General features: G+C 64.4%; 23 protein-coding genes. 4 read left to right on the top strand and 19 right to left on the bottom strand.

Annotated elements, in window-relative coordinates:
* Positions 1 to 33: 33 nt before the first annotated feature.
* Together dinG and QN397_RS00795 are read right to left on the bottom strand one after the other, a co-directional pair.
* Positions 34 to 2,319: an ATP-dependent DNA helicase DinG gene (dinG, locus tag QN397_RS00800; RefSeq protein WP_323499802.1), complete on the bottom strand. Its 2,286-nt coding sequence runs from the start codon at positions 2,317 to 2,319 to the stop codon at positions 34 to 36.
* Positions 2,320 to 2,354: 35 nt separating this feature from the next.
* Complete coding sequence (locus QN397_RS00795) at positions 2,355 to 2,804, bottom strand: PACE efflux transporter (protein WP_323499801.1); 450 nt, start codon at positions 2,802 to 2,804, stop codon at positions 2,355 to 2,357.
* 72 nt (positions 2,805 to 2,876) lie between these two features.
* On the opposite strand from QN397_RS00795, the gene QN397_RS00790 reads away from it, so the two are divergent.
* Positions 2,877 to 3,761, top strand: coding sequence for a LysR family transcriptional regulator (locus QN397_RS00790; protein WP_323499800.1), 885 nt, complete (start codon positions 2,877 to 2,879; stop codon positions 3,759 to 3,761).
* Positions 3,762 to 3,789: 28 nt separating this feature from the next.
* On the opposite strand, the gene QN397_RS00785 is transcribed toward QN397_RS00790, so the two are convergent.
* From QN397_RS00785 to QN397_RS00750, 8 genes are all read right to left on the bottom strand, one after another.
* On the bottom strand, positions 3,790 to 4,560 hold the full coding sequence (locus QN397_RS00785; RefSeq protein WP_323499799.1) for an SH3 domain-containing protein: 771 nt from the start codon (positions 4,558 to 4,560) through the stop codon (positions 3,790 to 3,792).
* A 221-nt stretch (positions 4,561 to 4,781) separates the two neighbouring features.
* Complete coding sequence (locus QN397_RS00780) at positions 4,782 to 5,825, bottom strand: homocysteine S-methyltransferase family protein (RefSeq protein ID WP_323499798.1); 1,044 nt, start codon at positions 5,823 to 5,825, stop codon at positions 4,782 to 4,784.
* Between the two features lie 62 nt (positions 5,826 to 5,887).
* On the bottom strand, positions 5,888 to 6,721 hold the full coding sequence (locus tag QN397_RS00775) for an alpha/beta hydrolase (protein ID WP_323499797.1): 834 nt from the start codon (positions 6,719 to 6,721) through the stop codon (positions 5,888 to 5,890).
* Positions 6,722 to 6,801: 80 nt separating this feature from the next.
* A complete protein-coding gene (gene hutG / locus QN397_RS00770) occupies positions 6,802 to 7,614 on the bottom strand; it encodes an N-formylglutamate deformylase (protein WP_323499796.1) in 813 nt (270 codons plus the stop codon).
* A complete protein-coding gene (locus tag QN397_RS00765; RefSeq protein ID WP_323499795.1) occupies positions 7,611 to 9,020 on the bottom strand; it encodes a formimidoylglutamate deiminase in 1,410 nt (469 codons plus the stop codon). The genes hutG and QN397_RS00765 overlap by 4 nt, the downstream gene beginning before the upstream one ends.
* A complete protein-coding gene (hutI, locus tag QN397_RS00760; protein ID WP_323499794.1) occupies positions 9,017 to 10,258 on the bottom strand; it encodes an imidazolonepropionase in 1,242 nt (413 codons plus the stop codon). Before hutI ends, QN397_RS00765 begins: the two co-directional genes overlap by 4 nt.
* A 54-nt stretch (positions 10,259 to 10,312) precedes the next feature.
* Positions 10,313 to 11,284 carry a tripartite tricarboxylate transporter substrate binding protein gene (locus tag QN397_RS00755; protein WP_323499793.1) on the bottom strand — a complete coding sequence of 324 codons (972 nt, stop codon included), beginning with the start codon at positions 11,282 to 11,284 and terminating at the stop codon, positions 10,313 to 10,315.
* A 34-nt stretch (positions 11,285 to 11,318) separates the two neighbouring features.
* On the bottom strand, positions 11,319 to 12,701 hold the full coding sequence (locus QN397_RS00750) for a sulfatase (protein ID WP_323499792.1): 1,383 nt from the start codon (positions 12,699 to 12,701) through the stop codon (positions 11,319 to 11,321).
* 133 nt (positions 12,702 to 12,834) lie between these two features.
* On the opposite strand from QN397_RS00750, the gene QN397_RS00745 reads away from it, so the two are divergent.
* Positions 12,835 to 13,749, top strand: a complete 915-nt coding sequence (locus QN397_RS00745) for a LysR substrate-binding domain-containing protein (RefSeq protein ID WP_323499791.1) — start codon at positions 12,835 to 12,837, stop codon at positions 13,747 to 13,749.
* 409 nt (positions 13,750 to 14,158) lie between these two features.
* Here QN397_RS00745 and QN397_RS00740 read toward each other — a convergent pair whose 3' ends face one another.
* The 9 genes from QN397_RS00740 to QN397_RS00700 are packed head-to-tail and all read right to left on the bottom strand — an operon-like array spanning position 14,159 to position 22,823.
* Complete coding sequence (locus QN397_RS00740; RefSeq protein WP_323499790.1) at positions 14,159 to 14,734, bottom strand: HutD family protein; 576 nt, start codon at positions 14,732 to 14,734, stop codon at positions 14,159 to 14,161.
* Positions 14,731 to 15,399 (bottom strand): amino acid ABC transporter permease, encoded by a 669-nt coding sequence (locus QN397_RS00735; protein WP_323499789.1) that lies wholly within the window; start codon positions 15,397 to 15,399, stop codon positions 14,731 to 14,733. The genes QN397_RS00740 and QN397_RS00735 overlap by 4 nt, the downstream gene beginning before the upstream one ends.
* A gap of 18 nt (positions 15,400 to 15,417) precedes the next feature.
* Complete coding sequence (locus QN397_RS00730; RefSeq protein ID WP_323499788.1) at positions 15,418 to 16,173, bottom strand: transporter substrate-binding domain-containing protein; 756 nt, start codon at positions 16,171 to 16,173, stop codon at positions 15,418 to 15,420.
* Between the two features lie 38 nt (positions 16,174 to 16,211).
* Positions 16,212 to 17,954 carry a urocanate hydratase gene (gene hutU, locus QN397_RS00725; RefSeq protein ID WP_323499787.1) on the bottom strand — a complete coding sequence of 581 codons (1,743 nt, stop codon included), beginning with the start codon at positions 17,952 to 17,954 and terminating at the stop codon, positions 16,212 to 16,214.
* Complete coding sequence (gene hutH / locus QN397_RS00720; protein WP_323499786.1) at positions 17,951 to 19,516, bottom strand: histidine ammonia-lyase; 1,566 nt, start codon at positions 19,514 to 19,516, stop codon at positions 17,951 to 17,953. Before hutH ends, hutU begins: the two co-directional genes overlap by 4 nt.
* A gap of 17 nt (positions 19,517 to 19,533) precedes the next feature.
* A complete protein-coding gene (gene hutC / locus QN397_RS00715; protein WP_323499785.1) occupies positions 19,534 to 20,271 on the bottom strand; it encodes a histidine utilization repressor in 738 nt (245 codons plus the stop codon).
* A 4-nt stretch (positions 20,272 to 20,275) separates the two neighbouring features.
* Positions 20,276 to 21,055, bottom strand: a complete 780-nt coding sequence (locus QN397_RS00710) for an ABC transporter ATP-binding protein (protein ID WP_323499784.1) — start codon at positions 21,053 to 21,055, stop codon at positions 20,276 to 20,278.
* Positions 21,055 to 21,828, bottom strand: a complete 774-nt coding sequence (locus QN397_RS00705; RefSeq protein ID WP_323499783.1) for an ABC transporter permease — start codon at positions 21,826 to 21,828, stop codon at positions 21,055 to 21,057. The genes QN397_RS00710 and QN397_RS00705 overlap by 1 nt, the downstream gene beginning before the upstream one ends.
* Positions 21,829 to 21,833: 5 nt before the next feature.
* On the bottom strand, positions 21,834 to 22,823 hold the full coding sequence (locus tag QN397_RS00700) for an ABC transporter substrate-binding protein (protein ID WP_323499782.1): 990 nt from the start codon (positions 22,821 to 22,823) through the stop codon (positions 21,834 to 21,836).
* Positions 22,824 to 23,141: 318 nt separating this feature from the next.
* Between QN397_RS00700 and QN397_RS00695 the strand changes: the two genes are divergently transcribed.
* Positions 23,142 to 24,437 carry an EAL and HDOD domain-containing protein gene (locus QN397_RS00695; RefSeq protein WP_323496881.1) on the top strand — a complete coding sequence of 432 codons (1,296 nt, stop codon included), beginning with the start codon at positions 23,142 to 23,144 and terminating at the stop codon, positions 24,435 to 24,437.
* A 28-nt stretch (positions 24,438 to 24,465) separates the two neighbouring features.
* A complete protein-coding gene (gene recQ / locus QN397_RS00690; RefSeq protein WP_416352295.1) occupies positions 24,466 to 26,415 on the top strand; it encodes a DNA helicase RecQ in 1,950 nt (649 codons plus the stop codon).
* Positions 26,416 to 26,427: the final 12 nt, after the last annotated feature.

Raw genomic sequence — 26,427 nt, 5'->3', positions numbered from 1 at the left:
CTTTCGGATCGTCGATGCCGCGTGAGGGTTTGGTCAAACGACCACCGCCACCTCCGACGCACGCACAGTCGTCAGCGCAAACGCCGGCAAGCCCTGCAGCAACCGTTGCCCATAAGACGTACGAACCAGCCGCCGGTCATAGCAATACACGCTCGCCCGATCGTCCTCGCTGCGGATCGCGCGACCGACCCACTGCGCCAAACGAATCGCCGTCGCCGGCACCACCAACTCGGTGAAAGGATCGCGGCCGACGGTACGCAGCCACTCGGCGCGGGCTTCGCTCACCGGATCGTCGGGTGATGCGAACGGCAGCTTGGCGATGAAGACCGATTCGCACAGCTTGCCCGGCAGGTCCAGCCCTTCGCCAAACGACTGCATGCCGAAGATGATCGACGGTAGGCCTTCGGCGACGCGGTGGCGGTGCGTGGCCATCAACTGCTGGCGCGGCATCGCCGTCTGCAGCAGCACGATGGGCTTCAGGCGGGACGTCAGCGCCTCGACGGCCATGCGCAATTGCTCCCGCGAGGTGAACAGCACGAGCGCACCGTGCCGCACATCGGCCAGATCGCGCATCAATGCTTTCACCATCTCGGCGACATAGGCGGCAGCTTCGCGAGGATCGGCTCGGGTCTCGACCGCGATGAGCTTGCCTTGCTTGGCGTAGTCGAACGGGCTGGGCACTTCGAGCGTGGTCGCGACGCCTTCCTCGTGCAAACCGTGCAGGCCCGACTCGCGCAAGAAAAAATCAAAGCGTCCGCAGCTGGTCAACGTGGCCGATGTGAGCACTGCGCCGCGCACCTTGTTCCACAGGTTGTTGCGCAGCGTCGCTCCAGGCAGCAACGGACTCGCGTGGGCTTGCAGCGTGGCCAGGTCGCCATCGACTTCCAGCGTGAACCATTTGGCGGCCGGCGCTGCACCGGGCGTTGCGTCGCGCAACAGCAATTGAGCGGTGTCGAGTGTCTGTTCGAGCCGTGGCGCCAGCGCGCCGAGTTGGGCATACATGGCGGACAGCCGGCGGGCGAGTGCTGGCTGGTCGCGCATTTCGGCTCGCAACGCGCTCGCGATGACACGCAACGCGTCCAGAAATCCGGAAGCATGGTGCGCCACCCGACCGAGTGGTCCCTGCAGCGATTCCGGCAGTTCACCGAGCGGCAAACGTGCCCGGGATGTGTTGCGACCCGTTGCGTTGAAGGCGTTCGCGAGGCCGGTCTGGAGAGCTTCTCCGTACAGTTCCATCACCAGCCGCTCGACCTGTTGTAGCGCCTGTCGCATCTGCGAGGCATGCATCGGAATGTCGGCCACCTCGGTCACCTCCAGCCGCACGCCAACGCGCACCGCACGCTGGGCCAGCCGCTCGGCCCACACGTGGCGGCCCAGGTCCATGCGGCAGGCAAATTGCGAGAGCGCGGTGGCCGGCAAATGGTGCGCCTCGTCGAGGATCAGCAGGCAGTTGTCGAGCTCGGGCAGCAAGCGGTTGTTGAGCGACGACAGCAGCAGGTCGTGGTTGACCACGATCACCTGCGCGCCGACCAGCGTCTTGCGGCGCTCGTAGTAGACGCAGCCGTTGAACGATGGGCAATGCTTGCCGGTGCACGACGCAGCGTCGGCCGCCATCGGTGCCCAGAGGTCGGCGGCGGGCTGGGCGTCGAGCGAATCACGGTCGCCGTCCCATGCCCCGCGGTTAAGCGCTTGCGCGATACCGGTATGGAACTGGAGGCGCGCGGCGACCTCATGCGGTGGCCGCACGGCGCGCGACGCGCCCTCGCCGGCCTCTTCGTCGGCGAACAGGTCGTCTTCGAAGTTGTCGCCCTCTTCGCCGTGGCTTCCGTGCTCTGCGTCGGCGCCATCCGCCGCCATGCCGGTCAGGCGTTCGAGCTTCAGCTTGCACACGTAGCGACCGCGGCCCTTGGCGAGCGCGAAGCGAAACGGCTCGGGCAGCAGCGCGGCGAGCGCCGGCAAGTCCTTGTTCACCAACTGCTCTTGCAGCGCGACCGTAGCGGTGGAAATCACCACGCGCGTGTTGCGCGCCAGGGCCAGCGCGATGGCAGGTGCGCAATAGGCGAGCGACTTGCCGACGCCAGTCCCTGCCTGGATCACGGCAATCGCGCGGACCGGCTCATCGGCGCCGCTGACGGCGCCGATTTGCGACTCTTGCGAAAGATTCGACTTTTCAGCCTTGCCGAGCGTGGCAACGCTCAGCGTGCGCGCCACGTGTTCGGCCATGCGCCGCTGCCCTTCGCGACTGCGAAATCCCTTGCTCGCGGCCACAGCCCCGTCGAACGCCTGCAAGGCCGACGCGGCCCATTCCAAAGATGACATCGAGCGAGTGTTGCATGCCGCAGTGCGGCGCTGGTTCAGGCCGGCTGAGCAGCGCTCGTGGAAGGCGTTGCAGCCGATGTGGGCAGACCGAAAACGGTGTCGAAGCCCCAATTGAAAACGAAGGTGTAGACCAGGAAGAACACGACCAGGCCGAGGTCCATCACCAGCGCCTCCAGAAGGCTCACGCCCAGCGCCCAGGCGAACACCGGCACCAGAAAGGCGATCAACCCGCCCTCGAAGCCGACTGCATGCGCGATGCGGCGCTTGACGCTGCGGCCACGCACGGCTTGCCGCGATTCCCAGCGCTCGAAGAGCGCGTTGAAGGCCAGGTTCCAGAGCACGGCGATGACCGAGGCGACCACGGCCAACGCCCCCGAATGACCGAGGCCCTGCCCCGACATCAGCGCGAGCCCGACGCTGGCGGCCACGATGGCGATGCCTTCGTAGAGGGTGATGTAGACGACGCGGCGTTTGATACCTTGCATGAGGCGACTTTATGTTTGGCGTGCTGACATATAAAGTTATCTACTTTCAATCTAACTGATAGGTAAGACGGCATGGCTTGGTCGAGCGACAGCGTCGAAGTCTTTCTCTCTGTCATCGACAAAGGCTCGTTCTCGGCCGCCGCTCGGGCGCTGGGCCGCGTGCCTTCGGCGGTCAGCATGGCAATCGCCAACCTCGAAGCGGAACTCGATTTGCCGCTGTTCGACCGCGCCGGCCGCGAGCCGCGACCCAATGCCGCCGCGCGCTCGCTGGAGCCGCAAGCGAGGTTGCTGGCAACGCAGTTGCGGCAGTTGCAGGTTCAAGCGCTTTCGCTGACACAGGGCCTGGAACATCGACTCACGCTCGCCATCGCGCCTGAGTTGCTGGCGGCACCGTGGAGCGCCGCGCTCGCCACACTGGCGCAAGAGCATCCCCTGCTCGAAGTCGAGGTGCTGGCGGCGCCGCAGGCCGATGCGCTCGACATGCTGCACACCGGTCGCGCGCAACTGGCGCTCGTGTTCGAGCGGCCAAGCCTGGACGGTCGCGAAGGCTTTCAGGAAGTGAGCAGCGAGACGATGGTCGCGGTCATCGCGCCAGCGCACCCCGTGCTCGCACAGGCCGCCGGCAAACTGCGTGAACAACACCTCATCACGACGCGGCAGATCGTCGTCGCTGGGCGTGATCTGGCGACGAGCGATCCGCGCTTCGTCTATGCGCGGGACACCTGGCGCACCGACAACGCGCTCGCAGCACTGAGCCTGATCGCGGCGGGCCTGGGTTGGGGCTGGTTGCCGCGCAACGTGGTGCTACCGCACATAGCCGCTGGCGCGCTGGTCGAAATTCCTTTTGAGAACCTCAGCAACGGACTCGACCTATGGGTCGACGTCGTGTGGTCGAAAGAGCGGCCGCTCGGGCTGGGCGCCAGCCGCTTCGTCGACCTGATGCGACGCCGCGGGTGAGCAGCGAGCGAAGTCGCTGTGGGTCAGGTCAGGGACCGTCCTTCTGGAAGCCATTGCTGCGCGGCGGTGTGTTGGAAGGCGCTGGCGGCGGCGACGGCTGGAGCCCGACGCCCGGCAGCGGACGAAAGCCGGGCTGCGGCATCGGTTGGGGACGAAACCCCTGCTGCGGCGGGTTGAAGTTCCCGCCGGGTGGTGGCCGGTAGCCGGGAGGCTGACCGCCACCGGGCCCGCCGAAATTGGGATTGCCGGGGCGACCGGGGCCATAGCCGGGGCCGTAGCCGGGACCATAGCCCGGGCCATAGCCACCTCCGCCACCGCCACCTGGAAACGGATTCGGCCGCCAGCCCGGTTCAGGCGGCCGTTCCGGTCGCCAACCCTGTACGGGCGGCGGTTGCCGATTGCCCCAGTAGCGACGGTCGCCGTACCAGGAGCGATCGCGGTAGTTATCGGCCCAGTAGTTGCCGATTGCGAAGCCGACGATCGGGATGCCGATGCTGGCGCCGTAGGTGGCCAACGGCACACGCTGGTCTTCGTAGGCGTAGTCGAGGCTTTGAGCTGCGACCCACCCACGCAGTTCGTCGGGCAACACGACGTCGCACCAGCCGTAGCCGTTGGTGCATCCGATGACGTCGAGCGGCTGGCCCGGACCGAGCCGCGCCACCGTCGGGTAGTCGCCCGAGGGACCGGCGCGCAAGTTGACGGGCCCGCGCGTGAAGGCCTGCTGTGCAGCGGCGGCGACCGGAAGAATCAGCGCGAGGGCGCCGATGCCGATCCATCGCTGAGCATTTGTCTTGTTCATGTTGAGTCCTTGTGCGAGGTCAGGGTAGGCCGCGGTCTGAAGCGTTGTCAATCGGCCTTAACCTCGTCTGTGCCGGCCTGGCCTTGTCGAACAACGCGGCATGAAGCGTCCGCGTGCACGCTCGTTGCGTTTGGAGCGCAAGCTTCATCTGCGCTTCACAAATTTGCTGAAAGTGAAGACTCGCAGAGTCGCCGATCGAACGCAGATTGCGACGCTTCCGATCAGGCGGCTTCGCGATAGAACGCATTGCGCAGCACGCGTCCGTGCAGCGGCGCCACTGCCCGCCCGATGGCGGCGATGTGGTCGGGCGTGGTGCCGCAACAACCACCAACGATGTTGACCAACCCTTCGGCGGCGAACTCGTGCAGCAGCCGCGATGTGACTTCGGGCGTCTCGTCGAAGCCGGTCTCACTCATTGGATTGGGCAGTCCGGCGTTGGGGTAGCAGCTGATGAAAGTGTCGCCCGCGACCTTGGCCAGCTCCTGGATGTACGGCCGCATCAGCGCCGCGCCGAGCGCGCAGTTGAGGCCGACGGCCAGCGGCTGTGCATGCCGGATGCTGTGCCAGAACGCGGTCACGGTCTGGCCGCTCAGGATGCGGCCCGATGCGTCGGTCACGGTGCCGCTGATGATCAGTGGCAGCCGCTCGCCGCTGTTGTCGAAATACTCCTCGACCGCGAACAGCGCGGCCTTGGCATTGAGCGTGTCGAAGATCGTCTCGACCAGGATGACGTCGGAGCCGCCTTCGACCAGTGCCTCGGTCTGCTCGTAGTAGGCCGCCCGCAGCGATTCGAAGTCGACGTTGCGCGCGCCCGGGTCGTTCACATCCGGGCTGATGCTCGCGGTCTTGGGCGTTGGGCCGAGCGCGCCGACCACAAAGCGTGGCTTGTCGGGCGTGCTGAATTTGTCGCAGGCTGCGCGAGCCAACTTGGCGGACTCGACGTTCATCTCGCGTGCCAGATGCGCCATCCTGTAGTCTTCCTGCGCGATCGTGGTGGCGCCGAAGGTATTGGTCTCGATCAGATCGGCACCGGCGGCCAGATAGCTTTCGTGGATGTCCTGAATGACATCGGGGCGGGTGAGCGAGAGCAGCTCGTTGTTGCCTTTGACGTCGCGCTCGAAGTCTTTAAAGCGATCGCCCCGGTACTGCGCTTCGTTGAGTTTGAAGCGCTGGATCATCGTGCCCATCGCGCCGTCGAGGATGGCGATGCGCTGGGCGAGGATGCCAGGCAACGCCTGGCCGCGGGTGTAGACGAGAGGCTTCATGCTTCCGATTGTAGAAACCGGGACTTCGGATGCCCGGCGAATAACCCCGAAGCGCCCGGAACTCAGACGGCCAGGAACTCCAGCAAGGCCTTGTTGAATTCGGCAGCGTGCGAGAGGTTCACCCCGTGCGGGCCACCCTTTATCAGGGTGAGGTGACTGCCTGCAATCGCCTTGTGCGTGCGCGCACCGCTCACTTCGAACGGCACGATTGCATCGGCATCGCCGTGAATGACCAACGTGGGCACCTTGATCTTTTCCAGGTCGGCCCTGAAGTCCGTGCGACCGAAGGCGGCCACGCAATCCAGCGTTCCCTTGGGTGAGGCAAAAGCCGCGATGTTGCGCGCATACACCCGCTGGCTCTCGCTGACTTGCACCTTGTCGCCGGCCTTGAAGAAGTTTTCGGTGAAGGCGTCCAGGAAGGCGAGCCGATCACTTTCGACACCGCCTTGAAATCCCGCAATCGTTGCATCGTCCAGGCCGCCTTCAGGATTGTCCGTCGACTTGTAAAGGTACGGCGTCACAGCGGAAGCAAACACTGCCTTGGCAATTCTTGCGGTGCCGAACTTCGCGATGTAACGGGCAACTTCACCGCCGCCCATTGAAAAGCCGACCAGCGTTACGCCGTGCAGCTCGAGCTGCGTCAGCAGTGCATCCAGGTCCGCGGCGAACGTGTCGTAGTCGTAGCCGGCCCACGGCTGCGAGGAGGTACCGAAGCCGCGTCGGTCGTAGGTGATGACGCGATAGCCGGCCTTGATCAGCGCAGGCACCTGCGCCTCCCAGGAACGACCGCTCAACGGCCACCCATGAATCAAGACCACAGGCTTGCCGACACCATAGTCCTCATAGTGAAGTTCGACGGGGTGATGCGCCTCGGTGGCAACCTTGATCATCGGCATACATTTCTTCCTGTGGGGTGTTTGGACAATCGGACGGTATCTCGCGCCACCTCCCTGCTTCTGCTGCCGCCTCGATGTCCCTAGCGTTTCTGGGCGAACTCCAGCGCCGCGTTGAGCATCTGCCGAACTTGAGGCAAGACGCCGGCCGCTGCTTCGGGCAAGTAGTTGAACGGCAGCGCTTCCTGCATGTAGCTGGACTGGGTCATCTCGAGTTGCACCGCGTGAACGCCCGCGGCCGCATCGCCATATTCGCGCGTGATGTAGCCGCCCTTGAAGCGGCCGTTCAACACGCCCGCGTAGGACGGCGCCGACTGCGCAATGGCCAGCAGTGTCGATGCAAGCGCTTCGCTGCAGCTCGCGCCGTTGGCGGTGCCCAGATTCAGGTCGGGCAGCTTGCCTTCGAAGAAGCGCGGCAGTCGCGAGCGGATCGAATGCGCGTCCCACAAGACGACGGTGGTGTGCGCCGCCTTCATTCGGGCGAGTTCAGCTTGCAACTGCCGGTGGTATGGATGCCAGACCGCATCGCGACGCGCGGCGATTTCGGCGGCGTCGGGCACATCACCTGCGGTGTAGATCGGCGTGTCGTCGAAGGTGTCGATCGGGCACAGGCCGGTCACGCTCTGGCCGGGATAGAGGCTGGCGCCATCCGGCGCACGATTGAGGTCGATGACGTAGCGCGAATGCGTGGCAACGAGCACCGACGCGCCAAGTTCATGGGCGAAGTCGTAGAGCCGTTCGAGGTGCCAGTCGGTATCGGGCACATGGCGCGCTTCTTCTGTCAGGCGAACTGCCAATGCCGGGGGAACGTAAGTGCCGACATGCGGCATGGAGATCAGCAACGGGCGCGTGCCCTGGCGAAAGCGGAATGGGGGTTGGTCGGTGACGAAGGTCATGTGGTCGAAAGCAGTTGCGTGCGCGCAGCGACGAAGCCTGCTGCTGCGCTGTCGTGAAGAAGGTGCCGGCCGCCACTCGCGCGCTGTTCGCCACGGACCCACACAGCGTCTATGGCGCTGGTGCGGTGGCTCGCGAATACGTGCGACGAGAGCATGTCCTCCGCATTCAATCCCGCAAGCGCTGGCTGCGCTGCATCGAGCACGACGAAGTCGGCGCGCTGACCGATCGCGAGGCCGGCGACGCATCCGGGGTCCAGGCGGCCAGCCGCCTGCGCGCCGCCCTGCACTGCGGCGAGCGTCATCGCCGTGGCGACATGCGGTTGTCCCCTGTCGGCAACGACGTTGCGCTGGCGCGTCGCGAGGCGCTGGCTGTATTCGAGCATCAGCAATTCCTCCGCGGCGTTGACGCAGATGTGGCTGTCGGAGCCGACGCCCCACACACCACCGGCTGCGCGCCACGCGGGCAGGTCGAAGATGCCGTCGCCAAGGTTGGCTTCGGTCGTCGGGCACAGCCCCGCGACGGCCCCGCTTCGGGCCGCCCGCGCGTACTCGTCGGTGTCCATGTGCGTCGCATGCACGAGGCACCAGCGCGCATTCACGTCAGCGTGATCGAGCAGCCAGGCGACTGGCCGTTGCCGGCTCCAGGCGATGCAGTCGTCGACCTCTTTGGTCTGCTCGGCGATGTGGATGTGAATGGGCGCGGTGGCATCGATCGCGTCGAGTCCGGCAAGCGCTTGGCGCAAGCCTTCGGGCGGCACGGCGCGCAGCGAATGCGGCGCGAGGCCGAGCCGTGCGCCTTGCGCATCGCACAGTGGCTTGAGGCGTTCGAGCAGTCGCAGCATCGAGTCGGTCGAGCGGATGAAGCGCCGCTGGCCGTCGCCCGGTGCGGTGCCGCCGAAGCCGCTGGTTTGGTACAGCACGGGCAGCAAAGTCAGGCCGATGCCGGCGCGGTGCGCGGCACGCATGAGGGCCAGCGCGAGCGTGGCGTCGTCGGCATACGGACGGCCATCGGCGTCGTGGTGCACATAGTGAAACTCGCAGACCGACGTGTAGCCGGCCTCGATCATTTCGACGTAGAGGCCGAGCGCGATGGCTTCCATTTGTGCCGGGTCGAGCCGCAGCGCGAAACGGTACATCAAGGTGCGCCAGCTCCAGAAGCTGTCTTGCTGTCCGTCGACGCTCCGGCCGCGGAATTCAGTAAGGCCGGCGATGGCGCGCTGAAAGGCATGCGAATGAAGGTTGACCATGCCGGGGATGAGCGGGCCGTTGGCGACCGGGTCACCCGCTACAGGCTTGGCGTCGTGCTCCACGTGCGCAATGTCACCGGCCGCATCCCATGTCAGACGGACGTTGCGTGTCCATCCTCCGGGGAGCAGGGCATCTGCGGCGAAAAGCGCATGGTTCACGTTCTGTTGCTTCCCACAGCAATCTTCCCCTGCCGCACCACAGTCCTCACCGGCCGCTGACCGAACCAATAAGCCAGCTCGGCAGCATCCTGCAAGTCCCACAAAACGAAGTTCGCCGGCCGCCCGACCGCCAACGTGCCATGCGTTTCCTGCAGTCCCAACGCACGTGCCGCATGCACCGTCACGCCATCGATCGCCTCGGGAACGGTCAGCCGAAACAAGGTGCATGCCATGTTCACCATCAGCAGCAGACTCAGCACGGGCGAGGTGCCGGGGTTGTGATCGGTCGACACCGCCATCGGCACGCCGGCCGCACGCAACGCGGCGATCGGCGGCAGTTGCGTGTCGCGCAATGTATAGAACGCGCCGGGCAACAGCACGGCGACGGTGCCGGCCTCGCGCATGGCGTCGATGCCGGCTTGCGACAGGTGCTCGATGTGGTCGCACGACAGCGCGTCGTAGCGTGCGGCGAGCGCGGCGCCACCCATGTCGGAGAGTTGTTCGGCATGCAGCTTGATCGGCAAGCCGAGCGCTCGCGCCGCCTTGAAGACCTGCTCGGTTTCAGCCAGAGAAAACGCAATGCGCTCGCAGAAAACATCGACCGCATCGACGAGTCCTTCGGCTGCCAGCGCGGGCAGCATCTCGTTGCACACGAGGTCGATGTAGTCGCGACTGCCGTGCGGTCGGCCGGCGTACTCGGGCGGCAACGCATGCGCGCCGAGGAAGGTGGTGCGTACCGTCACGCCATGTGCTCGGGCCAGTCGCCGTGCCACACGCAACTGCTTGCGCTCATGTTCCAGCGCCAGGCCGTAGCCCGACTTGATCTCGATCGCGCAGACGCCTTCGGACAACAGGCTTTGCAATCGATGCGATGCGCTCGAGAACAGTTCGTCTTCGCTAGCCGCGCGTGTGGCGCGCACGCTCGCGACGATACCGCCGCCTGCCTTCGCGACCTCTTCGTAACTCGCGCCGGCCAGCCGCATCGCGAACTCGTTGGCGCGCTGGCCACCGTAGACCAGGTGCGTGTGGCAATCGACGAGGCCGGGTGTGACGAGCGCATCTCCGCCCTCATGCGTCGGCAACCCCAAGAAGTCTTTCGGCACCGAATCAGGCGACCCAATCCAGCGAACGATGCCATGCTCGACGACGATCGCTACGTTGGTTCCAGGCTGGAATGGCAACCGAAGATCGATCCAGAGGCCGTCTGCGGAAGGATACGAGTCAAACGAAATCGTCATGGGTCACCGAAGACTTGCCGGCATGTTTTGCCGGCGAAGAGCCAGTGTAAGACTTCACTTCTTGGGCTGGATGTTCCGCTTCTTGATGACATCGGCCCAGCGCGTGTTTTCAGAGGTCAGAAGACGCTGAAAGTCTGCGGGTGAGCCACCCATGGGCTCGGCGTACAGGCTGTGCAGGCGCTTGGCGACCTCCGGGTCTTTCAGCGCTTCGGTGAACGCGGCATTGATGCGCGCGACGATCGCCGTCGGCGTGCCTGCGGGTGCTACCAGTCCGTACCATGGGAGCACAACGGCGTCGGGGTAGCCTGCCTGGCCGACAGTCGGGACGTCGGGCAGCGACTCGAGCCGCTTGTCGGCACTGACAGCAAGCGCCTTCAGCTTGCCGGACTTGAGAAAAGGCGCAGCCTGCGCCGAGGCCAAGAACATGAAATCGATCTGCCCGCTAAGCAGGTCAGGCACCGACTGGACCTGCCCTTTGTAGCCAATCATGACCATATCGAGATCCGCAACCGACATGAACACTTCGGTGCCCATGTGATTGGACGTTCCGGTTCCGTGGTTGGCGGTATTGAGCTTTCCCGGACGAGACTTGGCGTAGGCAACGAACTCCTTCAGCGTGTTGACGGGAAGCGTTGCCGGCACCACGAGAAGGTTCGGTGAATTGGCCAGCAGGACAGCAGGCACGAAGTCCTTGGCCGCAAACTTGGTGTTGGTGTCGAGCAGCGGATTGATCGTCAGAAAAGGGGCTGCAACCATCAACGTATATCCATCGGGCGGGGCGCCTTTTACCGCCAGTGCCGCAATGTTGCCGCTGGCGCCCGGCTTGGCCTCGATCACGAATGGCTGACCCCAGGACGCCGCCACTTTCTCTGCCACGACTCTGGTGAGAACGTCCGGCACACCTCCGGCTGGGTAGGGAACAACGATGCGGATGGGCTTGGCGGGATACGCCTCTTGCGCAATGGACCCGAACGGAAGCACCGTGAAGCTCGCGATGACGAGCAGGTGCAGCAAGTTGGATTTCATGTTTCTTTCGCTTTCCATTGATAGACAAATCGATTCAGCGCTGCGGCATGTCTTTGGCCGAATAACCGGGCAACACGCTGGCATCGGCAGGGATCTCGGGCATGGTCACGTTCCAAGCTTCCCAGTCCGCGCGCATCGCGTCGAGCAACAGCGGTTGATGGGTCGCGCGATTGGCGCGCTCGCGTTCGTCCTCGGCCAGATTGAAGAGATAGTCATGCCCGTCGACACGCAAGTATTTCCAATCCCCGTCGCGCAGTGCCCTTTGCCCGCGATGATTCATGCGCCAATGCATCCGCCTGCGAAACGGCGGCTCCGTGCCACGCAGCACCGCCAGCAGCGATACGCCGTCCAACGGGAAGTCTGGATCGATCGGGGTCTCTGACTCGTCGATTGCACTACTCGCACCATTCGCGCCACCGGGCAAGATGCCAGCCGCGTCCAGCATCGTGGCGGACCAGTCCATCGTCAGGCATTGCTGGGCGCTTTGTCGGCCAGCTGCGATGACGGCTGGCCAATGCGCGATCCATGGCACGCGGATGCCACCTTCCGTCAGGTCAAGCTTGCCGCCAACAAGAGGCCAATTGTCTGAAAATCTCTCGCCCCCGTTGTCGCTCGTGAAGACGATCAGCGTGTTGTCCAGCAGCCCCTTCTTTTTCAAAGCATCGACGATCCAGCCGATGCCCTCGTCCATGTGATGAATCATCTTGCGATACGCATGGATGTTGCCGCCGCCGTGATGAAAGAGGTTGGCGCGCAGCTCCTGGCTCATTGCCATGTCTTGGTCGTCTCGCGTCTCCCAAGGCCAGTGTGGCGCCGTGTAGTGGAGACTGAGGAAGAAGGGCGTCGCATCGGCCGCAGGCGCAGCACGCTCGATAAAGTCCACGGCCTTCCTGGAGAAAAGGTCGGTGAGGTAGCCGTCTTCTGTAACTGGTTCGCTGCTCTGCCAAAGGTCGTGGGTGCCGCCGGTGTCGCAATGGGTGAAGTAATCGACACCACCGGACATCGGCCCGAAGAACTCGTCGTACCCGGACTTGAGAGGGCCGAAGGTTGGCGGATAGCCCAGGTGCCACTTGCCTACCAATGCAGTTCGATAGCCGGCAGCCCGCAATCGTGACGGGAGCGTCGGGCAGTCGGCTGGCAAGCCGAGCTCCGCGCTGCCGCGGCTCTTGCTGTTGATGGGCTCCTCTGCAGCGCCCCGGAGGTGGTACTGATACCGGACTGTCATCAACGCGAAGCGCGTCGGCGAGCACACGGGTGAGTTGGCGTATCCCTGGTCGAAGCGAATGCCCCGCTCGGCAAGAGCGTCGAGCACCGGCGAGACCGGCGCCCGGCCGCCGTAGCAACCCAGGTCGGCATATCCGAGGTCATCGGCGACAATGAAAATGATGTTCGGGCGGTCGGCTGGCGCAGTCTTCATCGTCGGGCATTCTTTTTTTGCGCGACATTCGATGAAGGCTCCAGCGGGTCGATCGCCCGATCCATTCTGTAGGGCGGTGCTGAACAGCGTAAGGTCGCAATACAGCATCAAGATCACCTTCAGCGATCACGCCATGACACTTCAACAACTGCGAGATTTTGTAGCCGTGGTCCAGCAGGGAAGCGTTCGCGCCGCGGCGCGCTCACTGCAGACTTCCCAGTCAGGCCTCACCAAGAGCCTGCAAAACCTCGAAAGTTCGTTGCAGGTCAGCCTGTTGCATCGCACCACGCGTGGCATCACGCTGACCCGCTACGCCGACGCGCTGTTCGTGCGCGCGCAAGCGATCTTGCGTGAATGCGATCAGGCGGAGACGGCGATCCAACAATTGCGCGGCCTTGGTATGGGAAGCGTTGCATTCGGCGTTTCGACGGCGCCATCACTGCTGCTCGCACCGACGGTGCTCGCCGACTTTCGCAAACGCAATCCGGATGTGATGGTCCAACTGACCAGCGGCCTGTCGCACTCGCTTCTTCCGGCTGTGCGTGAAGGTCGCCTCGACTTTGCGATCGTGCCCTTGCCCGCAGACATCGAAACCGAAGATCTGGTGGTTACCAAGCTGTTCAAAAGCGAGCCCGTGGTAGTGGCTAGAAAAGACCATCCAATGGCACGGGCCAGGTCCATCCGCGAACTCGCCGAAAGCGAATGGCTCGTCCTCGGTTCGCCCGAATCCTTTGGCGCTCCAAAAGGCAGTGTCGTCGACTTGTTTGCCGCGTGCGGCTTGGGCAGTCCGAGGATCGCTGTCACGAGCAATTCGATGTTCGACAGTTTGACGATTCTTTCGGAGACCGACCTCCTCGCGCCGCTGCCTCGCATGATCTTGACCGCCGGCATCATGGACGGCAAGTTGGTCGCCATTCCTCTCGCGGAGCAACTTCCCAGGTATGAAATCTGCCTGGTGCATAGACACAGCGTTCCGCTCACGCCGCTTGCCAGCACGTTGACCAGCATGTTCGTTTCATACGCGCGGCTGGTTGGCCCGGCGGGCTGACGCTTTTTCGAATTCCCTGAGCGACACGATCGCCAACGGTGATCGTGATGACGCCTTTCGGCATTCCGGCGTCGCCCCCAAATCCACAGAATCAATCGTCGCTACGCCGAGGAATCTCCTCTCGTGCAACGCCAGCCATTCAGTGGAAAATTTTCGACGCGTCATGACAGATTGCAATTTGAGTCAGCAAACGATCCGGCAGCGCCAAAGAATGCAGCGTCGCGAGGACCGCGACGTACTCCGGCACGCGCTCAACCCGGTGCCGTTGTCATGGCGCGACCATATGCAATACTTTCTTCGCCGAGCCGCATGGATCAGCGCCACATTGCTGGTGGGATGGCTGTGCCTTCGCGGATAGGCATTGCAGCAATGAAGACCGCGGTACGAGCGAACGGGCGCTAAGACGGCGTCATAGCGCGCTCGGCTTCCATCGCACAGCCACCAGCTTCGCGCTGCGGCTCAACGGCGCCAGCCGCCACTCGGTCCGGAGATCGGCCCACCAGATGCCTTCGCCCTGATTCAACTTCTGCTCGCCGACCTGCCAGTGGCCGTCGAGGCTCATCAGCACGCCGTGCTCGGCAGCGCCGAGAGTCAGGCCTTCTTCGAATACCCGCACATCGACGACCCATGCAGACCGCCGCGTCATCACGTTGAAGTCGCTCGACGGGCCGCCGATCAACGTGCATTCGACATCGACGTCGCCGCTGAACGCGAAGGGCTCGTGCGGCTCGTCGAGCCGGTGCACGACGCTGCCATCGCCGGAACGCAGGCGCATGCCTTCGCCGTCGAGCAGCACGATGGTGCGGTCCATGTCAGGGAACACCGAGAACGGTCCGCTCGCCGCGACGGTGCCGATGCTCACGCGCCAATCGAACGTGTTGAACTCGGCCCCCAGGGGCCAGGCCGCAATCTCTTGCGTGGTACCGCCGCCGTTTTTCCACGGGGTCGAGCGCAGTGCGTTGCGAGCGAAACGTTGCAGGGTCATCTCAGCAGTCCACCTTGGCGAAGTCGTTGTTCGAAATGGCGCAGCACCAACGTGACAGCACCGGTCAGCACGAAGTACACGAGCGCTATCGCAAGGTACACCTCCAGCGAGCGGTACGACACGCTGATGATTTTCTGCCCTTCATGCATCACGTCGTGAATGGTGAGCAAGGACACGAGCGCCGAGTTCTTGATCAGCGCGATGAACTCGTTGCCCAGTGGCGGGATCATGCGCACGATAGCTTGCGGCAGGATCACCTGTCGCATCGCGACAGCCGGCGTCATGCCCAGCGATTCAGCCGCCAGGGTCTGGCCACGGTCGATCGACTGGATGGCGCCCCGCACGATCTCCGACACGTACGCGCCCGAGTACACGCCCATGCCGAGCACGCCGCACAAGAATGCCGGCAGCAGGATGCCGAAGTGCGGCAGCCCGAAGAAGAGGATGAAGAGCTGCACCAGCAACGGCGTGCCCCGAATAACCGCCACATAAGCCGTGCACACCGAATAGAGCCAGCGGCGCTTCGGATTCAGCCGGCCGATGCCAACCAGGAGGCCGAGCACGCAGCCGAGCAGCAGCGCGCACGCCGTGAGCTCGACCGTGACGAGCGCGCCCTGCAAAAGGGCAGACCAGCCTTGCCAGACGGGGGAAAAATCAAGATCCATGGGGCTGGTCAGCCGGCATCACTTCGCCGTGTTGCTGAACCACTTCTTCACGATGGCCGCATACGTGCCATCCGCCTTCATCTTCTCGATCGCGCCGTTCACCGCCTTCGTCAGTTCAGGCGTGTCCTTGCGGATCGCCATGCCGTACTCCTCTGTCGTGAGTTGCTCGTCGAGCACCTTCAGGCCCGATCGCATGCGCACGTATTGATAGGCGGCGGGCTTGCCCGTGACGGCAGCGTCGCTGCGGCCGATGTCGACCAGGTTAAACATCTCCTGGTTTTTCTCGACCTCCATCAGCTGCACTTGCGGGTACTTCTCCTTCACGTACGTGACCGATTTGGTACCAACCTGCACGCTGACCTTCTTGCCGTTCAAGTCGGCGGGCGTCTTGATGCTGGTGTTGTCGGCCCTGACCATCGCGACGAGGCCGCCAGCGTAGTAGGGCACGGTGAAGTCGACGACCTTCTTGCGCTCGTCGGTGATGTAGATGGCCGACACCGCCATGTCGAAGCGCTTGGAGATCAAACCGGGGATGAGCCCCTTGAAGTCGATGTCGGTCCACTCGATCTTCTTGCCCAGCGTCTTGCCGATGGCCTCGACCAGTTCGATGTCGAAACCGGTGCGTTTGCCGTTGTCGACGAACTCCATCGGCGGAAAGGTAGCGTCCGTGCCGACGGTGATGGTGTCGCCGGTTTGCGCATGCAGCGCGGAGGCAAAGCCGAGCGTGGCGAGGGCTGTCGTTGCGACAGCGAGAAACTGACGGCGAATGGGCATGGAAGCTTTCAATGGAAGATGACGAAAAGAAAAGGAAACTACTCGATCATCGGCAGCTTCAACGCATGCTTTTTCGCCGTAGCGATCGCGATGTCGTAGCCCGCATCCGCATGACGCATCACGCCGCTGGCCGGGTCGTTCCACAGCACGTTGCCAATGCGTTTTGCGGCTGCGTCGGTGCCGTCGCACACGATGACCATGCCGGCATGCTGCGAGTAGCCCATGCCGACCCCGCCGCCGTGGTGGATGCTGACCCAGGTTGCGCCACCCGCGGTGTTGAGCAGGGCGTTGAGCAGCGGCCAGTCGCTGACTGCATCGGTGCCGTCTTTCATGCTTTCGGTTTCGCGGTTCGGGCTGGCGACCGAGCCGGTGTCCAGATGGTCGCGACCGATCACGATCGGCGCCTTCAGCTCTCCGCTCTTCACCATCTCGTTGAAAGCAAGTCCGGCGATGTGGCGCTCGCCGAGGCCGAGCCAGCAGATGCGCGCCGGCAAGCCCTGGAAGGCGATGCGCTCGCGCGCCATGTCGAGCCAGCGGTGCGTGTGCTTGTTGTCGGGGAACAGTTCCTTGATCTTGGCGTCGGTCTTGTAGATGTCTTCCGGGTCGCCCGACAAGGCGACCCAGCGAAACGGGCCTTTGCCTTCGCAAAACAGCGGCCGGATGTACGCCGGCACGAAGCCCGGAAAGTCGAACGCGTTCTTCAGGCCCTGATCGAAAGCGACCTGGCGGATGTTGTTGCCGTAGTCGACCGTCGGCACGCCCATCGACTGGAAGTCGAGCATGGCCTGCACGTGCACCGTGCACGATGCGGCGGCGGCGGCGGTGAGCGCTGCATGTTGCGCGTCGTCCTTCATGGCGGCCTGCCACTGCGGCACGCTCCAGCCTGCGGGAAGATATCCGTGAATCAGATCGTGCGCCGATGTTTGGTCGGTCACCAGGTCGGGCTTGATGGCGGTGCCGGCCTTCGCGCGCCTGACCAATTCCGGCACGATCTCGGCGGCGTTGCCAAGCAGCGCGATCGAGATCGCTTCCTTCTTCGACGTGTGGTGCGCGATGAGTGCCAGTGCGTCGTCGATGTCCTTGGCCTGCTTGTCGACATAACGCGTGCGCAACCGGAAGTCGATGCTCGACTGCTGGCATTCGATGGCCAGCACGCAGGCACCGGCCAGCACGCCCGCGAGTGTCTGCGCGCCGCCCATGCCACCGAGGCCGGCGGTCAGGATCCACCTGCCGGCGAGGTCGTTGCCATAGTGCTGGCGGCCGGCTTCGACGAAGGTCTCGAAAGTACCTTGCACGATGCCTTGCGCACCGATGTAGATCCAGCTGCCCGCCGTCATCTGGCCGTACATGAAGAGGCCGGCACGGTCGAGCTCGTTGAACTTTTCCCACGTCGCCCACTTGGGCACGAGGTTGGAGTTGGCGATCAACACGCGCGGCGCGTTCTCGTGCGTCTTGAAGACGCCGACCGGCTTGCCCGACTGGATCAACAGCGACTCGTCGTCTTCCAGTACCTTGAGCGACTCGAGGATCTGGTCGTAGCAGGCCCAGTTGCGGGCGGCGCGACCGATGCCGCCGTACACCACGAGGTCTTGCGGTCGCTCGGCGACCTCGGCGTCGAGGTTGTTCTGCAGCATGCGAAACGGCGCTTCGGTCAACCAGCTCTTGCAGGTGAGCGTGCTGCCGCGCGGGGCGCGGATCACGCGGGTCGGGTCGTGACGCGGATCGGCTTTGGCGTCGGGCGAAGCTGATTCAGTGGCGATGAATTTGTCGGGCGCATTCATGGTGTCGGCTCCTTTCGGTGACTGGGGAGGATGTCGGTCAAGGCGGGCGGCAAGTCGGCCGCGAGCGCCCACAGGCGCATGGCTTCGATGTCGGACGCGAGGTAACGATCGCGTTCGAGAAAGGCGACCTGGGTACGAATCTTTGCGAACTCGGCTTCGACCAGCGGCGAACTCTTGAGCCCGCTGTCGGGTCGCTTCAACTCGATGCCCTGCGCAGCACACATCGCCTCGATGCCGACGACGACCGCCGTGTGGGTCACCATGTCGCCCAGCCGGCGCGCCGCGAAGGTCGCCATCGACACATGGTCTTCCTGATTGGCCGAGGTCGGCAAGCTGTCGACGCTGGCTGGATGCGCGAGCGATTTGTTCTCCGACGCGAGCGCCGCGGCCGTGACCTGCGCGATCATGAAGCCGGAGTTGAGCCCGCCAACGCGCACGAGGAACGGCGGCAGGCCCGACAGGCCGGTGTCGAGCAGCAGCGCGATGCGGCGCTCGGCAATGGCGCCGATCTCGGCAATAGCGAGCGCGATGATGTCCGCAGCGAACGCGACGGGTTCTGCGTGAAAGTTGCCGCCCGAGATGACTTCTCCGGTGTCCACGAACACCAGCGGGTTGTCCGATGCCGCGTTGGCTTCGATGACCAGCACGCGCGCCGCATGCGTCAGGTTATCGAGGCAGGCGCCCATCACTTGCGGAATGCAGCGCACCGAGTACGGGTCTTGCACCCGGCCGCAATCGGCATGCGACGGCACGATCTCGCTGCCATCGAGGAGCGTACGCACCGCTGCCGCCACGGCGATTTGTCCCGGTTGTCCGCGCGCTGCATGGATTCGCGCATCGAAGGGTTTGATCGAGCCTTGAATGGCTTCGAGCGACAACGCACCGGACATCAGCGCAGACGCGAAAACGCTCTCGGCGCCGAACAGGCCGGCCAGCGCTAGCGCAGTCGAGACCTGCGTGCCATTCAGCAGCGCCAGCCCTTCTTTCGGGCCGAGCACGAAGGAATCGAGGCCGGTGCGCTTCATCGCTTCGGCGCCGCTGACGATACTGCCGTCAGGCATCGTTGCCTTGCCTTCGCCGATGAGCACGCAAGCCATGTGCGCGAGCGGCGCCAGGTCGCCCGATGCGCCGACGGAACCCTTGGCCGGGATGTGCGGCATGACGTCGGCATTGAAGAGCGCGAGCAGCGCCTCGACCAGCGCCGGCCGCACGCCCGAGTGGCCGCGCGCCAGGCTGACCGCCTTGGTCGCCAGCACCAGCCGCACCACCGCCGGCGCCAGCGGCTCGCCGGTGCCCACGCTGTGCGACAGCACCAGGTTGCGTTGCAACTCGGCCAGATGGTCGTTGCCGATGCGCGTGCTGGCCAGCTTGCCGAAGCCGGTATTGATGCCGTAGACCACTTCGTCGTTATCGACGATGCGCTGCACCGCCGCCTGCGCGGCCGCCATCCCGTGTGCGGTCGATGGGTCGAGCGCCAGCCTAATGTCGCGGCCGGCGTGGATGCGGCGCAGCAGTGCGAGATCGACGTGGCCTGGCAACAGGAGAGTGGGTTCTATTGGCATGGAATTCGGCATGTGATTCATCCGGAACGCGGGTTGCCGTCGGCACTGAAACGACTGCCCAACCGATAGCGCGACGCCGGGTGCAGGCAGCGCACCAGCGTGACCGGCACCGTACGCGTCCAGGTGCGACGCGTGAGCAACAAACAAGGCTCGGCCGCGGGCATCGCGAGCCGCACCGCCTGCTCGGCGGTGGGCAGCACCGCGTCGACCAGATGCTCGATCTGGTCGAACGGCACGTTGCGCACGAGGTACTCGCTGGGCTGCAGGTTGGAAAGGTCCAGGTCGAGGTAGTCGGGCACCACACGCGGGTTGACGTAGCGGTCTTCGAGCTGCACGGGCACGCCGTTTTCGAGGTGCAGGCAGACGCTGTGAAACACCGACTCGCCCAAGCGCAGGTCGAGCCAGGCCGACACATCGGCGGGCGACGCGATGCGCTCTGCGGCAATGAGCTGATAGCCATAGTCGTGGCCGCGCGCGCGGATTTCGCTGGCGATGTTGGCGATCTGCAGCAATGTCGATTGCGGCTTGTTCTCGGCCACGAAACTGCCGACGCCTGCCACGCGCACCACACGTCCCTGTGTCACCAGCTCGCGCAGCGCGCGGTTGGCCGTCATGCGCGAGATGCCGAACTGCACAACCAGCTCGTGCTCCGAAGGCAGCCGGTGCCCCGCGGGCCACGAGCCGTCCTGGATCTTGCGGACGATGTGCTCCTTGACCTGCTCGTAGAGGGCGAGGGACGGCAAGTCGCGCTTCATGGTGTCAGTGCTCGACCGAAGCCATGGACTCGGCGCGGATCTCTTCGGTCAGCCGCGCCTTCAGGGCCATGAACTCGGGCGTGGTCTTGACGGTGTAGTGCCGCGGGTGCGGCAAATCGACGGCCAGCTCGGCCTTGATGCGGCCGGGTCGCGCGCTGAACACGGCCACGCGATTCGCCATGAAGATGGCCTCGTCGATGTCGTGCGTCACGAAGAGCACCGTCTTGCGCTCGGCCTCCCAGATGCCGAGCAACAGCTCCTGCATCAGCACGCGCGTCTGGTTGTCCAGCGCGCCGAAGGGCTCGTCCATGAGCAGGATCTTGGGGTCGTTGGCGAGCGCACGCGCGATGGCTGTGCGTTGCTGCATGCCGCCTGAAAGCTGCTTGGGGAAATGCTTCTCGAAGCTGCGCAGGCCGACCTTGGCAATGAAATAAGCGGCGCGTTCTTTCTGCTGTGCCTCGGGCATGCCGCGCTCGCGCAGGCCGAAGCGGATGTTCTGCTCGACATCGAGCCACGGAAAGAGCGTGTAGCTCTGGAACACCATGCCGCGATCGGCGCCGGGGCCGATGACTTTCTGACCGTTGAGCAGCACCTGGCCACTGCTCGGACGACCGAGTCCCGCGACGATGCGCAACAGTGTCGACTTGCCGCAGCCCGAGGGGCCGAGGATGGTCACGAAGTCGTTCTCCTTGACCTCAAAATCGATCGGTTGCAGCGCCTGCGTGCGCTGGCCTTTGGTGCCTTCGAAAACGCGAGTGACCGCCTGGATGGAAAGCTGGCTCATCAGATGGCACTCCACGCGAAGAGGCGGCGATTGAGGGCCTTGAACGCGAAGTCCGACACCAGCCCGATGATTCCGATGACGATGATCCCAAAGATGATTTGCCCGGTGTTGAGCAGCGCCTGGCTGTCGGTGATCATGTGGCCGATGCCCGACGACGAGCCGATGAGTTCGGCCACGATCACGTAGGTCCAGGCCCAGCCCAGCACCAGCCGCAGCGTCTCCGCGATGCCCGGCGCCGCGCCCGGAATGAGCACCCGCTTGACGATGCCGTTGCTGTCGGCGCCGAGCGTGTAGGCCGCCTCGACCAGGTCGCGCCGCGCACCGCCGACGATGACCGCGACCATGAGGATGATCTGGAACACCGAGCCGATGAAGATGACCAGCAGCTTCTGCGCTTCGCCGATGCCGGCCCAAAGAATCAGCAACGGAATGAAAGCGGAGGCCGGCAGGTAGCGGCAGAACGATACGAAGGGCTCAAGGAGAGCTTCGACCGGCTTGTACGCACCCATCGCGATGCCGAGCGGCACCGCGACGATCGCGGCCAGCAGGAAGCCGCCGAACACGCGCCACACCGTCATGCCGATGTCGCGGATGAAGCCGTACTCCACGAAGAGCAGGTACGCCTCCTTGACCATCGTCGGCGGGCTCGCCAGAAAAGTCGGCGAGACGAAGCCGCCCAGCGTGAAAAAGCTCCACGCGCAAACGAAGAGCACGAAGAAGCCGACGCCGAGCACCCATCGCGCACGCGCGCCCACCGGCTCCAGCGGCGCCATGCGCATCACTTGATGTAGCTTGCGTCGAAGGTCACGGCCAAGTCGTCCGGCGCTTTGCGAATCACGCCGGCTTCGAGCAGGATCGGCACCGACTCTTTCATGAACTGCGTGAGCTCACCCGCAAAGAACTTCTGGTTGGCGGCCTTGTCTTGCCAGCGCAGGTAGGCGGACGACTTGGCGAAGGCTGCGCCGTCTTGCTTGACCGCCGAGCCCATGATCTCGTTGGCCTTGGTCGGGTCCGCCTTGATCATTTCGAGCGCTTCGAAGTACGAGTCGGTCAGCGCCTGCGCCGCCTTGGCGTTGGTTTTGAGCCAGGTCGGCGCGCAGCCGACCGTGTCCATCACCATCGGGTAGTCGAGCGTGGTCGCCAGGATCTTGCCGGCGGCGGGGTTGGCACGCACGGTCGACAGGTACGGCTCGTACGTCATCGCGGCATCGTTCTGGCCGGCGACGAAAGCCTGCGCCGAAGCCTGCGGAGCCAGCGTCACGACCTTGACGTCTTTCAGGGTCATGCCGTTCTTGTTGAGCATCCAGGCCAGGCCGAAGTAAGGCGCGGTGCCCGGCGCATCGACGCCGATGGCCTTGCCCTTGAGATCGGCGAAGGTCTTGACGTCGTTGCGCACGGCCAGGCCGTCGGCGCCATAGGACTTGTCCATCTGGAAGATCTGGGTGATCGGCACGCCGTTCGCGTTCCACGACACGTGTGTTTCGACCGTCGTGGCCGCGCACTGGATCGCACCGGACGCCAGCGCCAGGTGGCGATCTTTTTGCGGAATCATCTTCAGTTCGACGTCCAGACCGTTCTTCTTGAAGATGCCGGCCTTGTCGGCCAGCGACAGTGGCGCGAAGCCGGTCCAGCCCGACATGCCGAGCGCGATAGTGGTCTGCGCACTGGCGCCGATCGACGCAGTTCCGGCTGCGACGCAAACACCGGCCGCCATCAGCGAGCGGGCGAATTTTTTGAGGCTAGGAAGGGTAGCAACTGTGATGGCCATGCGGCTCTCCTGTGGATGGGTGAAGCGTCGAACAAGTTGGGAACAGTGTCATCCGCCTGCGTCCAGCCTGTATATACAAGGTAACCCCGAGACAACGTGCACGGAAAGTGCCAGCGCCTTTGCGCTATTGGTGCAGTAGACGTGACCGATGCACCAGATTGCTGTCTATACAGGTCGTTTTGAGGCGAATGCCGGACCCCGTTTGCAAGGCGTATGCCAACGCGACGATCCACCCGCTGCTCAAGTTCGCCATCGGCACGCCGATAACAAATACGAACCTCCGGATGAGCCTCCGGACCTGAGAAAGAGGAGATTGCGATGTTCACCACCACTGCCAGCGCGCCTCGCGCCGCTGCAAACAGCCAGCCGATGCCGCTGATGCAGCAAGACGACTTCGTCCCTGTGCCCGCACCGCCCCGGGCGCGGCGCATGCTCGTGGACGAGAAGCGCGTGGTCAGTGGCTATCAACTCGTCCCCTCCGTGGCAGCGCCCAAAACGGCCGGCGCGTGTTTCGACGATGCGGGCACCGCCAGATCGGCCGAGAGTGCGACGCGCCTCGCCAAGCCGACCTTCATCCGTTGCACCTGCCGCGACCTCATGAATGGCCAGCTCGACAAGCTCGACCCGAAAACCGTGGTGCTCGAAATACGCGACGGTGCCGACAGCGACCCCGGCGGCCCTGAAGGCGGCGGCGGGCTCGACGAAGCCGTGCTCAAGGAGGCCCGGGCCAAGGGCTTCAAGCTGGCGTTCGATGCGCGCCTGTTGAAGAAGGAGTACGCGGGATTCGTCTCCCTGGCCTCCTACATCATTCTCGAAATGGGTGTCATGGAGCTAGACCGTGCCGCGGCGCTGGCACGCGGCATCCGCTCCAGCACCAGGGCGGTGCCGATGGCCGCCCAGGTACGCACTTCGGCTGAATACGAAACGCTGGCCGACGCCGGCGTGCAGATGTTCGAAGGCCATTGGTACGCGCAGCCGCCCGTCAGAACCGACAAGTCGATCCAGCTGTCGTACGCCGGCCTGATCAAGCTGTTGAACATGGTGATGCGCGAAGCCGACTCCACGGAAATCGAAGAGCTGCTCAAACACGAGCCGACGCTGGCGTACAAGCTCTTGCGGCACATCAACTCGGTCGGCTTCGGCTCCAACATCGAGATCACCTCGTTCCGGCACGCGGTGCTGACGGTCGGCCTGAAGAAACTGTTTCGCTGGACGGCGCTGCTCATCACCAACACGCCGCCGGGCAGCGTGGCGCCGGCTGCGGGCACGCGGGCCATCGTTCGCGGAAGGCTGATGGAGCTGCTGGCGCTCGAAACGATGCCCACGGCCGACGCCGACCTGGCCTTCGTCACCGGCATGTTCTCGATGCTCGATGTGTTGCTCGGTATGCCGCTCGAGGACGCGCTAGCGCTGGTGAATCTGCCGAAGGCCATCACCGATGCGATCCTGTCGGGCGACGGACCGTTCGCGCAATACCTCGCCATCGCCAAGGCCTGCGAGCACACCGACGAAGCGCTTCTGGAAATTCTTTCTGTGCGCAACCGCATCGCGTCGAGCCACATGATCGACACGCATCTGCAGGCGCTTGCCTGGGCGGAACAGTTCGGGCACTGAGGCGCCGAGCCGCGACCGAACGGCGACAATGGTGGCTTGCGCGCCGCAGGGTGCGCGTCACTTCAGCTTGCCCGTTTTGTCCGCACTGCCCTCCGACATTCTTTCCGCCGACCCAGCGCAGATCCTCCACGAAATCTTTGGCTACGAGCACTTTCGAGGGGCGCAGGCCGAGATCGTCGACCACGTCGTGCATGGCGGCGACGCGCTGGTGCTGATGCCCACTGGCGGCGGCAAGTCGCTCTGCTACCAGATCCCGGCGATCGCACGGCAGCGCGCGGGCCACGGCGTGTCGATCGTGGTGTCGCCACTCATCGCGCTGATGCACGACCAGGTCGGAGCGTTGCACGAGGCCGGCGTCAACGCGGCCTTTCTGAATTCGACGCTCGACTGGGAGCAGACGCAAGACGTCGAGCGTCGCATGCTGAGCGGCGAGATCACGTTGCTCTACGCCGCACCCGAGCGCGTCAACACGCCGCGCTTTTTGCAGCAGCTCGACTCGTTGCATCAGCGCGGCAAGCTGTCGCTCTTCGCCATCGACGAGGCGCATTGCGTGAGCCAGTGGGGTCACGATTTCCGGCCCGAGTACCGCTCACTCACCGTGTTGCACGAGCGCTATGCCGGCGTGCCGCGCATTGCCCTCACCGCCACGGCCGACGACCTGACCCGGGCCGACATCGTCGAGCGGCTGCAACTCGAAGAAGCGCGCCAGTTCGTCTCCAGCTTCGACCGGCCAAACATCCGCTACACCATCGTCGAGAAGAAAGAAGCGACCACGCAGTTGCTGCGCTTTATCGAGCGCGAACACGAAGGCGATGCCGGCGTGGTGTATTGCCAGTCACGCAAGCGCGTCGAAGACGTGGCGGTCGCGCTGCAGGCGGCGGGCATCAACGCGCTGCCGTACCACGCAGGCCTCGACGCTTCGATCAGGCAAAAACATCAGGACCGATTTCTGCGCGAAGAAGGCGTCGTCATGACTGCGACCATCGCCTTCGGCATGGGCATCGACAAGCCCGACGTGCGCTTCGTCGCGCACCTCGACATGCCCAAGAACATCGAGGGCTACTACCAGGAAACCGGACGCGCCGGTCGCGACGGTGCGGCCGCCGATGCCTGGATGACCTACGGCCTGCAAGACGTGGTGAACCAGCGCCGCATGATCGACGAGAGCCCGGCCGGCGAAGAGTTCAAGCAGGTGATGCGCGGCAAGCTGGATGCGCTGCTGTCGCTGGCCGAAGCCAGCGACTGCCGCCGTGTGCGCCTGCTCGGCTACTTCGGCGAGCAGAGCACGCCCTGCGGCAACTGCGACAACTGCCTGACGCCGCCGCAGGTGTGGGACGGCACGGACGCCGCGCGCAAGCTGCTCAGCACCATCTACCGCGTACAGCAGATGAGCGGCATCAGTTTCGGTGCCGGCCACATCATGGACATCCTGCGCGGCAAGGCCACCGACAAGGTGACGCAGTTCGGCCACGCGTCGGTCAGCACCTTTGGCATCGGCAGTGATTTCAGTGAAGTGCAGTTGCGCGGCGTGCTGCGGCAACTGATCGCAACCGGCGCACTGGCGGTCGACTCGCAGGCTTTCAACACCCTGCAGCTGACCGATGGATCGCGTGCTGTGTTGAAGGGCGAGGCGACGGTGATGTTGCGGGAGTCGGTGTCGTCACCGGTAGCGCGAAGCAGCGCCGGAGGTTCCGGCAAATCACGTCGCGAGAAGACACCGCGCGGCGCGCCCTCGCCGGCCGCAGCCAAGCTCGACGAAGCGGGGCAATCGCGTTTCACCGCGTTGAAGGCCTGGCGCGCCGAAGTGGCGCGCGAACACAACCTGCCAGCCTACGTGATCTTTCACGACGCCACGCTCGCCGCCATCGCGGAGTGCGCGCCTGCGACCCTGGAAGACCTGCAGGGGCTCAGCGGCATCGGGGCGAAGAAGCTGGAAGCGTATGGGGCGGATGTGCTGCGGGTCGTGGCCGACCACTGAGCGGCGCGGCGA

This window comes from Variovorax sp. RTB1, from assembly GCF_035018765.1.
Taxonomy (GTDB): Bacteria; Pseudomonadota; Gammaproteobacteria; order Burkholderiales; family Burkholderiaceae_C; genus Variovorax.
This window is presented reverse-complemented; position numbering and strand designations above follow the sequence as displayed.

Excerpts from the sequence above, each read along its gene's own strand:
- dinG (WP_323499802.1), bottom strand. The coding sequence starts at position 2,319 with ATGTCATCTTTGGAATGGGCCGCGTCGGCCTTGCAGGCGTTCGACGGG.
- QN397_RS00700 (WP_323499782.1), bottom strand. The coding sequence starts at position 22,823 with ATGGCCATCACAGTTGCTACCCTTCCTAGCCTCAAAAAATTCGCCCGC.
- QN397_RS00780 (WP_323499798.1), bottom strand. The coding sequence starts at position 5,825 with ATGAAGCCTCTCGTCTACACCCGCGGCCAGGCGTTGCCTGGCATCCTC.
- hutH (WP_323499786.1), bottom strand. The coding sequence starts at position 19,516 with ATGCCAATAGAACCCACTCTCCTGTTGCCAGGCCACGTCGATCTCGCA.
- QN397_RS00745 (WP_323499791.1), top strand. The coding sequence starts at position 12,835 with ATGACACTTCAACAACTGCGAGATTTTGTAGCCGTGGTCCAGCAGGGA.
- QN397_RS00730 (WP_323499788.1), bottom strand. The coding sequence starts at position 16,173 with ATGCCCATTCGCCGTCAGTTTCTCGCTGTCGCAACGACAGCCCTCGCC.
- hutI (WP_323499794.1), bottom strand. The coding sequence starts at position 10,258 with ATGACGATTTCGTTTGACTCGTATCCTTCCGCAGACGGCCTCTGGATC.
- QN397_RS00750 (WP_323499792.1), bottom strand. The coding sequence starts at position 12,701 with ATGAAGACTGCGCCAGCCGACCGCCCGAACATCATTTTCATTGTCGCC.
- QN397_RS00790 (WP_323499800.1), top strand. The coding sequence starts at position 2,877 with ATGGCTTGGTCGAGCGACAGCGTCGAAGTCTTTCTCTCTGTCATCGAC.
- QN397_RS00785 (WP_323499799.1), bottom strand. The coding sequence starts at position 4,560 with ATGAACAAGACAAATGCTCAGCGATGGATCGGCATCGGCGCCCTCGCG.
- QN397_RS00710 (WP_323499784.1), bottom strand. The coding sequence starts at position 21,055 with ATGAGCCAGCTTTCCATCCAGGCGGTCACTCGCGTTTTCGAAGGCACC.
- recQ (WP_416352295.1), top strand. The coding sequence starts at position 24,466 with ATGGTGGCTTGCGCGCCGCAGGGTGCGCGTCACTTCAGCTTGCCCGTT.
- hutU (WP_323499787.1), bottom strand. The coding sequence starts at position 17,954 with ATGAATGCGCCCGACAAATTCATCGCCACTGAATCAGCTTCGCCCGAC.
- QN397_RS00740 (WP_323499790.1), bottom strand. The coding sequence starts at position 14,734 with ATGACCCTGCAACGTTTCGCTCGCAACGCACTGCGCTCGACCCCGTGG.
- QN397_RS00695 (WP_323496881.1), top strand. The coding sequence starts at position 23,142 with ATGTTCACCACCACTGCCAGCGCGCCTCGCGCCGCTGCAAACAGCCAG.
- hutC (WP_323499785.1), bottom strand. The coding sequence starts at position 20,271 with ATGAAGCGCGACTTGCCGTCCCTCGCCCTCTACGAGCAGGTCAAGGAG.
- QN397_RS00775 (WP_323499797.1), bottom strand. The coding sequence starts at position 6,721 with ATGCCGATGATCAAGGTTGCCACCGAGGCGCATCACCCCGTCGAACTT.
- QN397_RS00755 (WP_323499793.1), bottom strand. The coding sequence starts at position 11,284 with ATGAAATCCAACTTGCTGCACCTGCTCGTCATCGCGAGCTTCACGGTG.
- hutG (WP_323499796.1), bottom strand. The coding sequence starts at position 7,614 with ATGACCTTCGTCACCGACCAACCCCCATTCCGCTTTCGCCAGGGCACG.
- QN397_RS00705 (WP_323499783.1), bottom strand. The coding sequence starts at position 21,828 with ATGGCGCCGCTGGAGCCGGTGGGCGCGCGTGCGCGATGGGTGCTCGGC.
- QN397_RS00795 (WP_323499801.1), bottom strand. The coding sequence starts at position 2,804 with ATGCAAGGTATCAAACGCCGCGTCGTCTACATCACCCTCTACGAAGGC.
- QN397_RS00735 (WP_323499789.1), bottom strand. The coding sequence starts at position 15,399 with ATGGATCTTGATTTTTCCCCCGTCTGGCAAGGCTGGTCTGCCCTTTTG.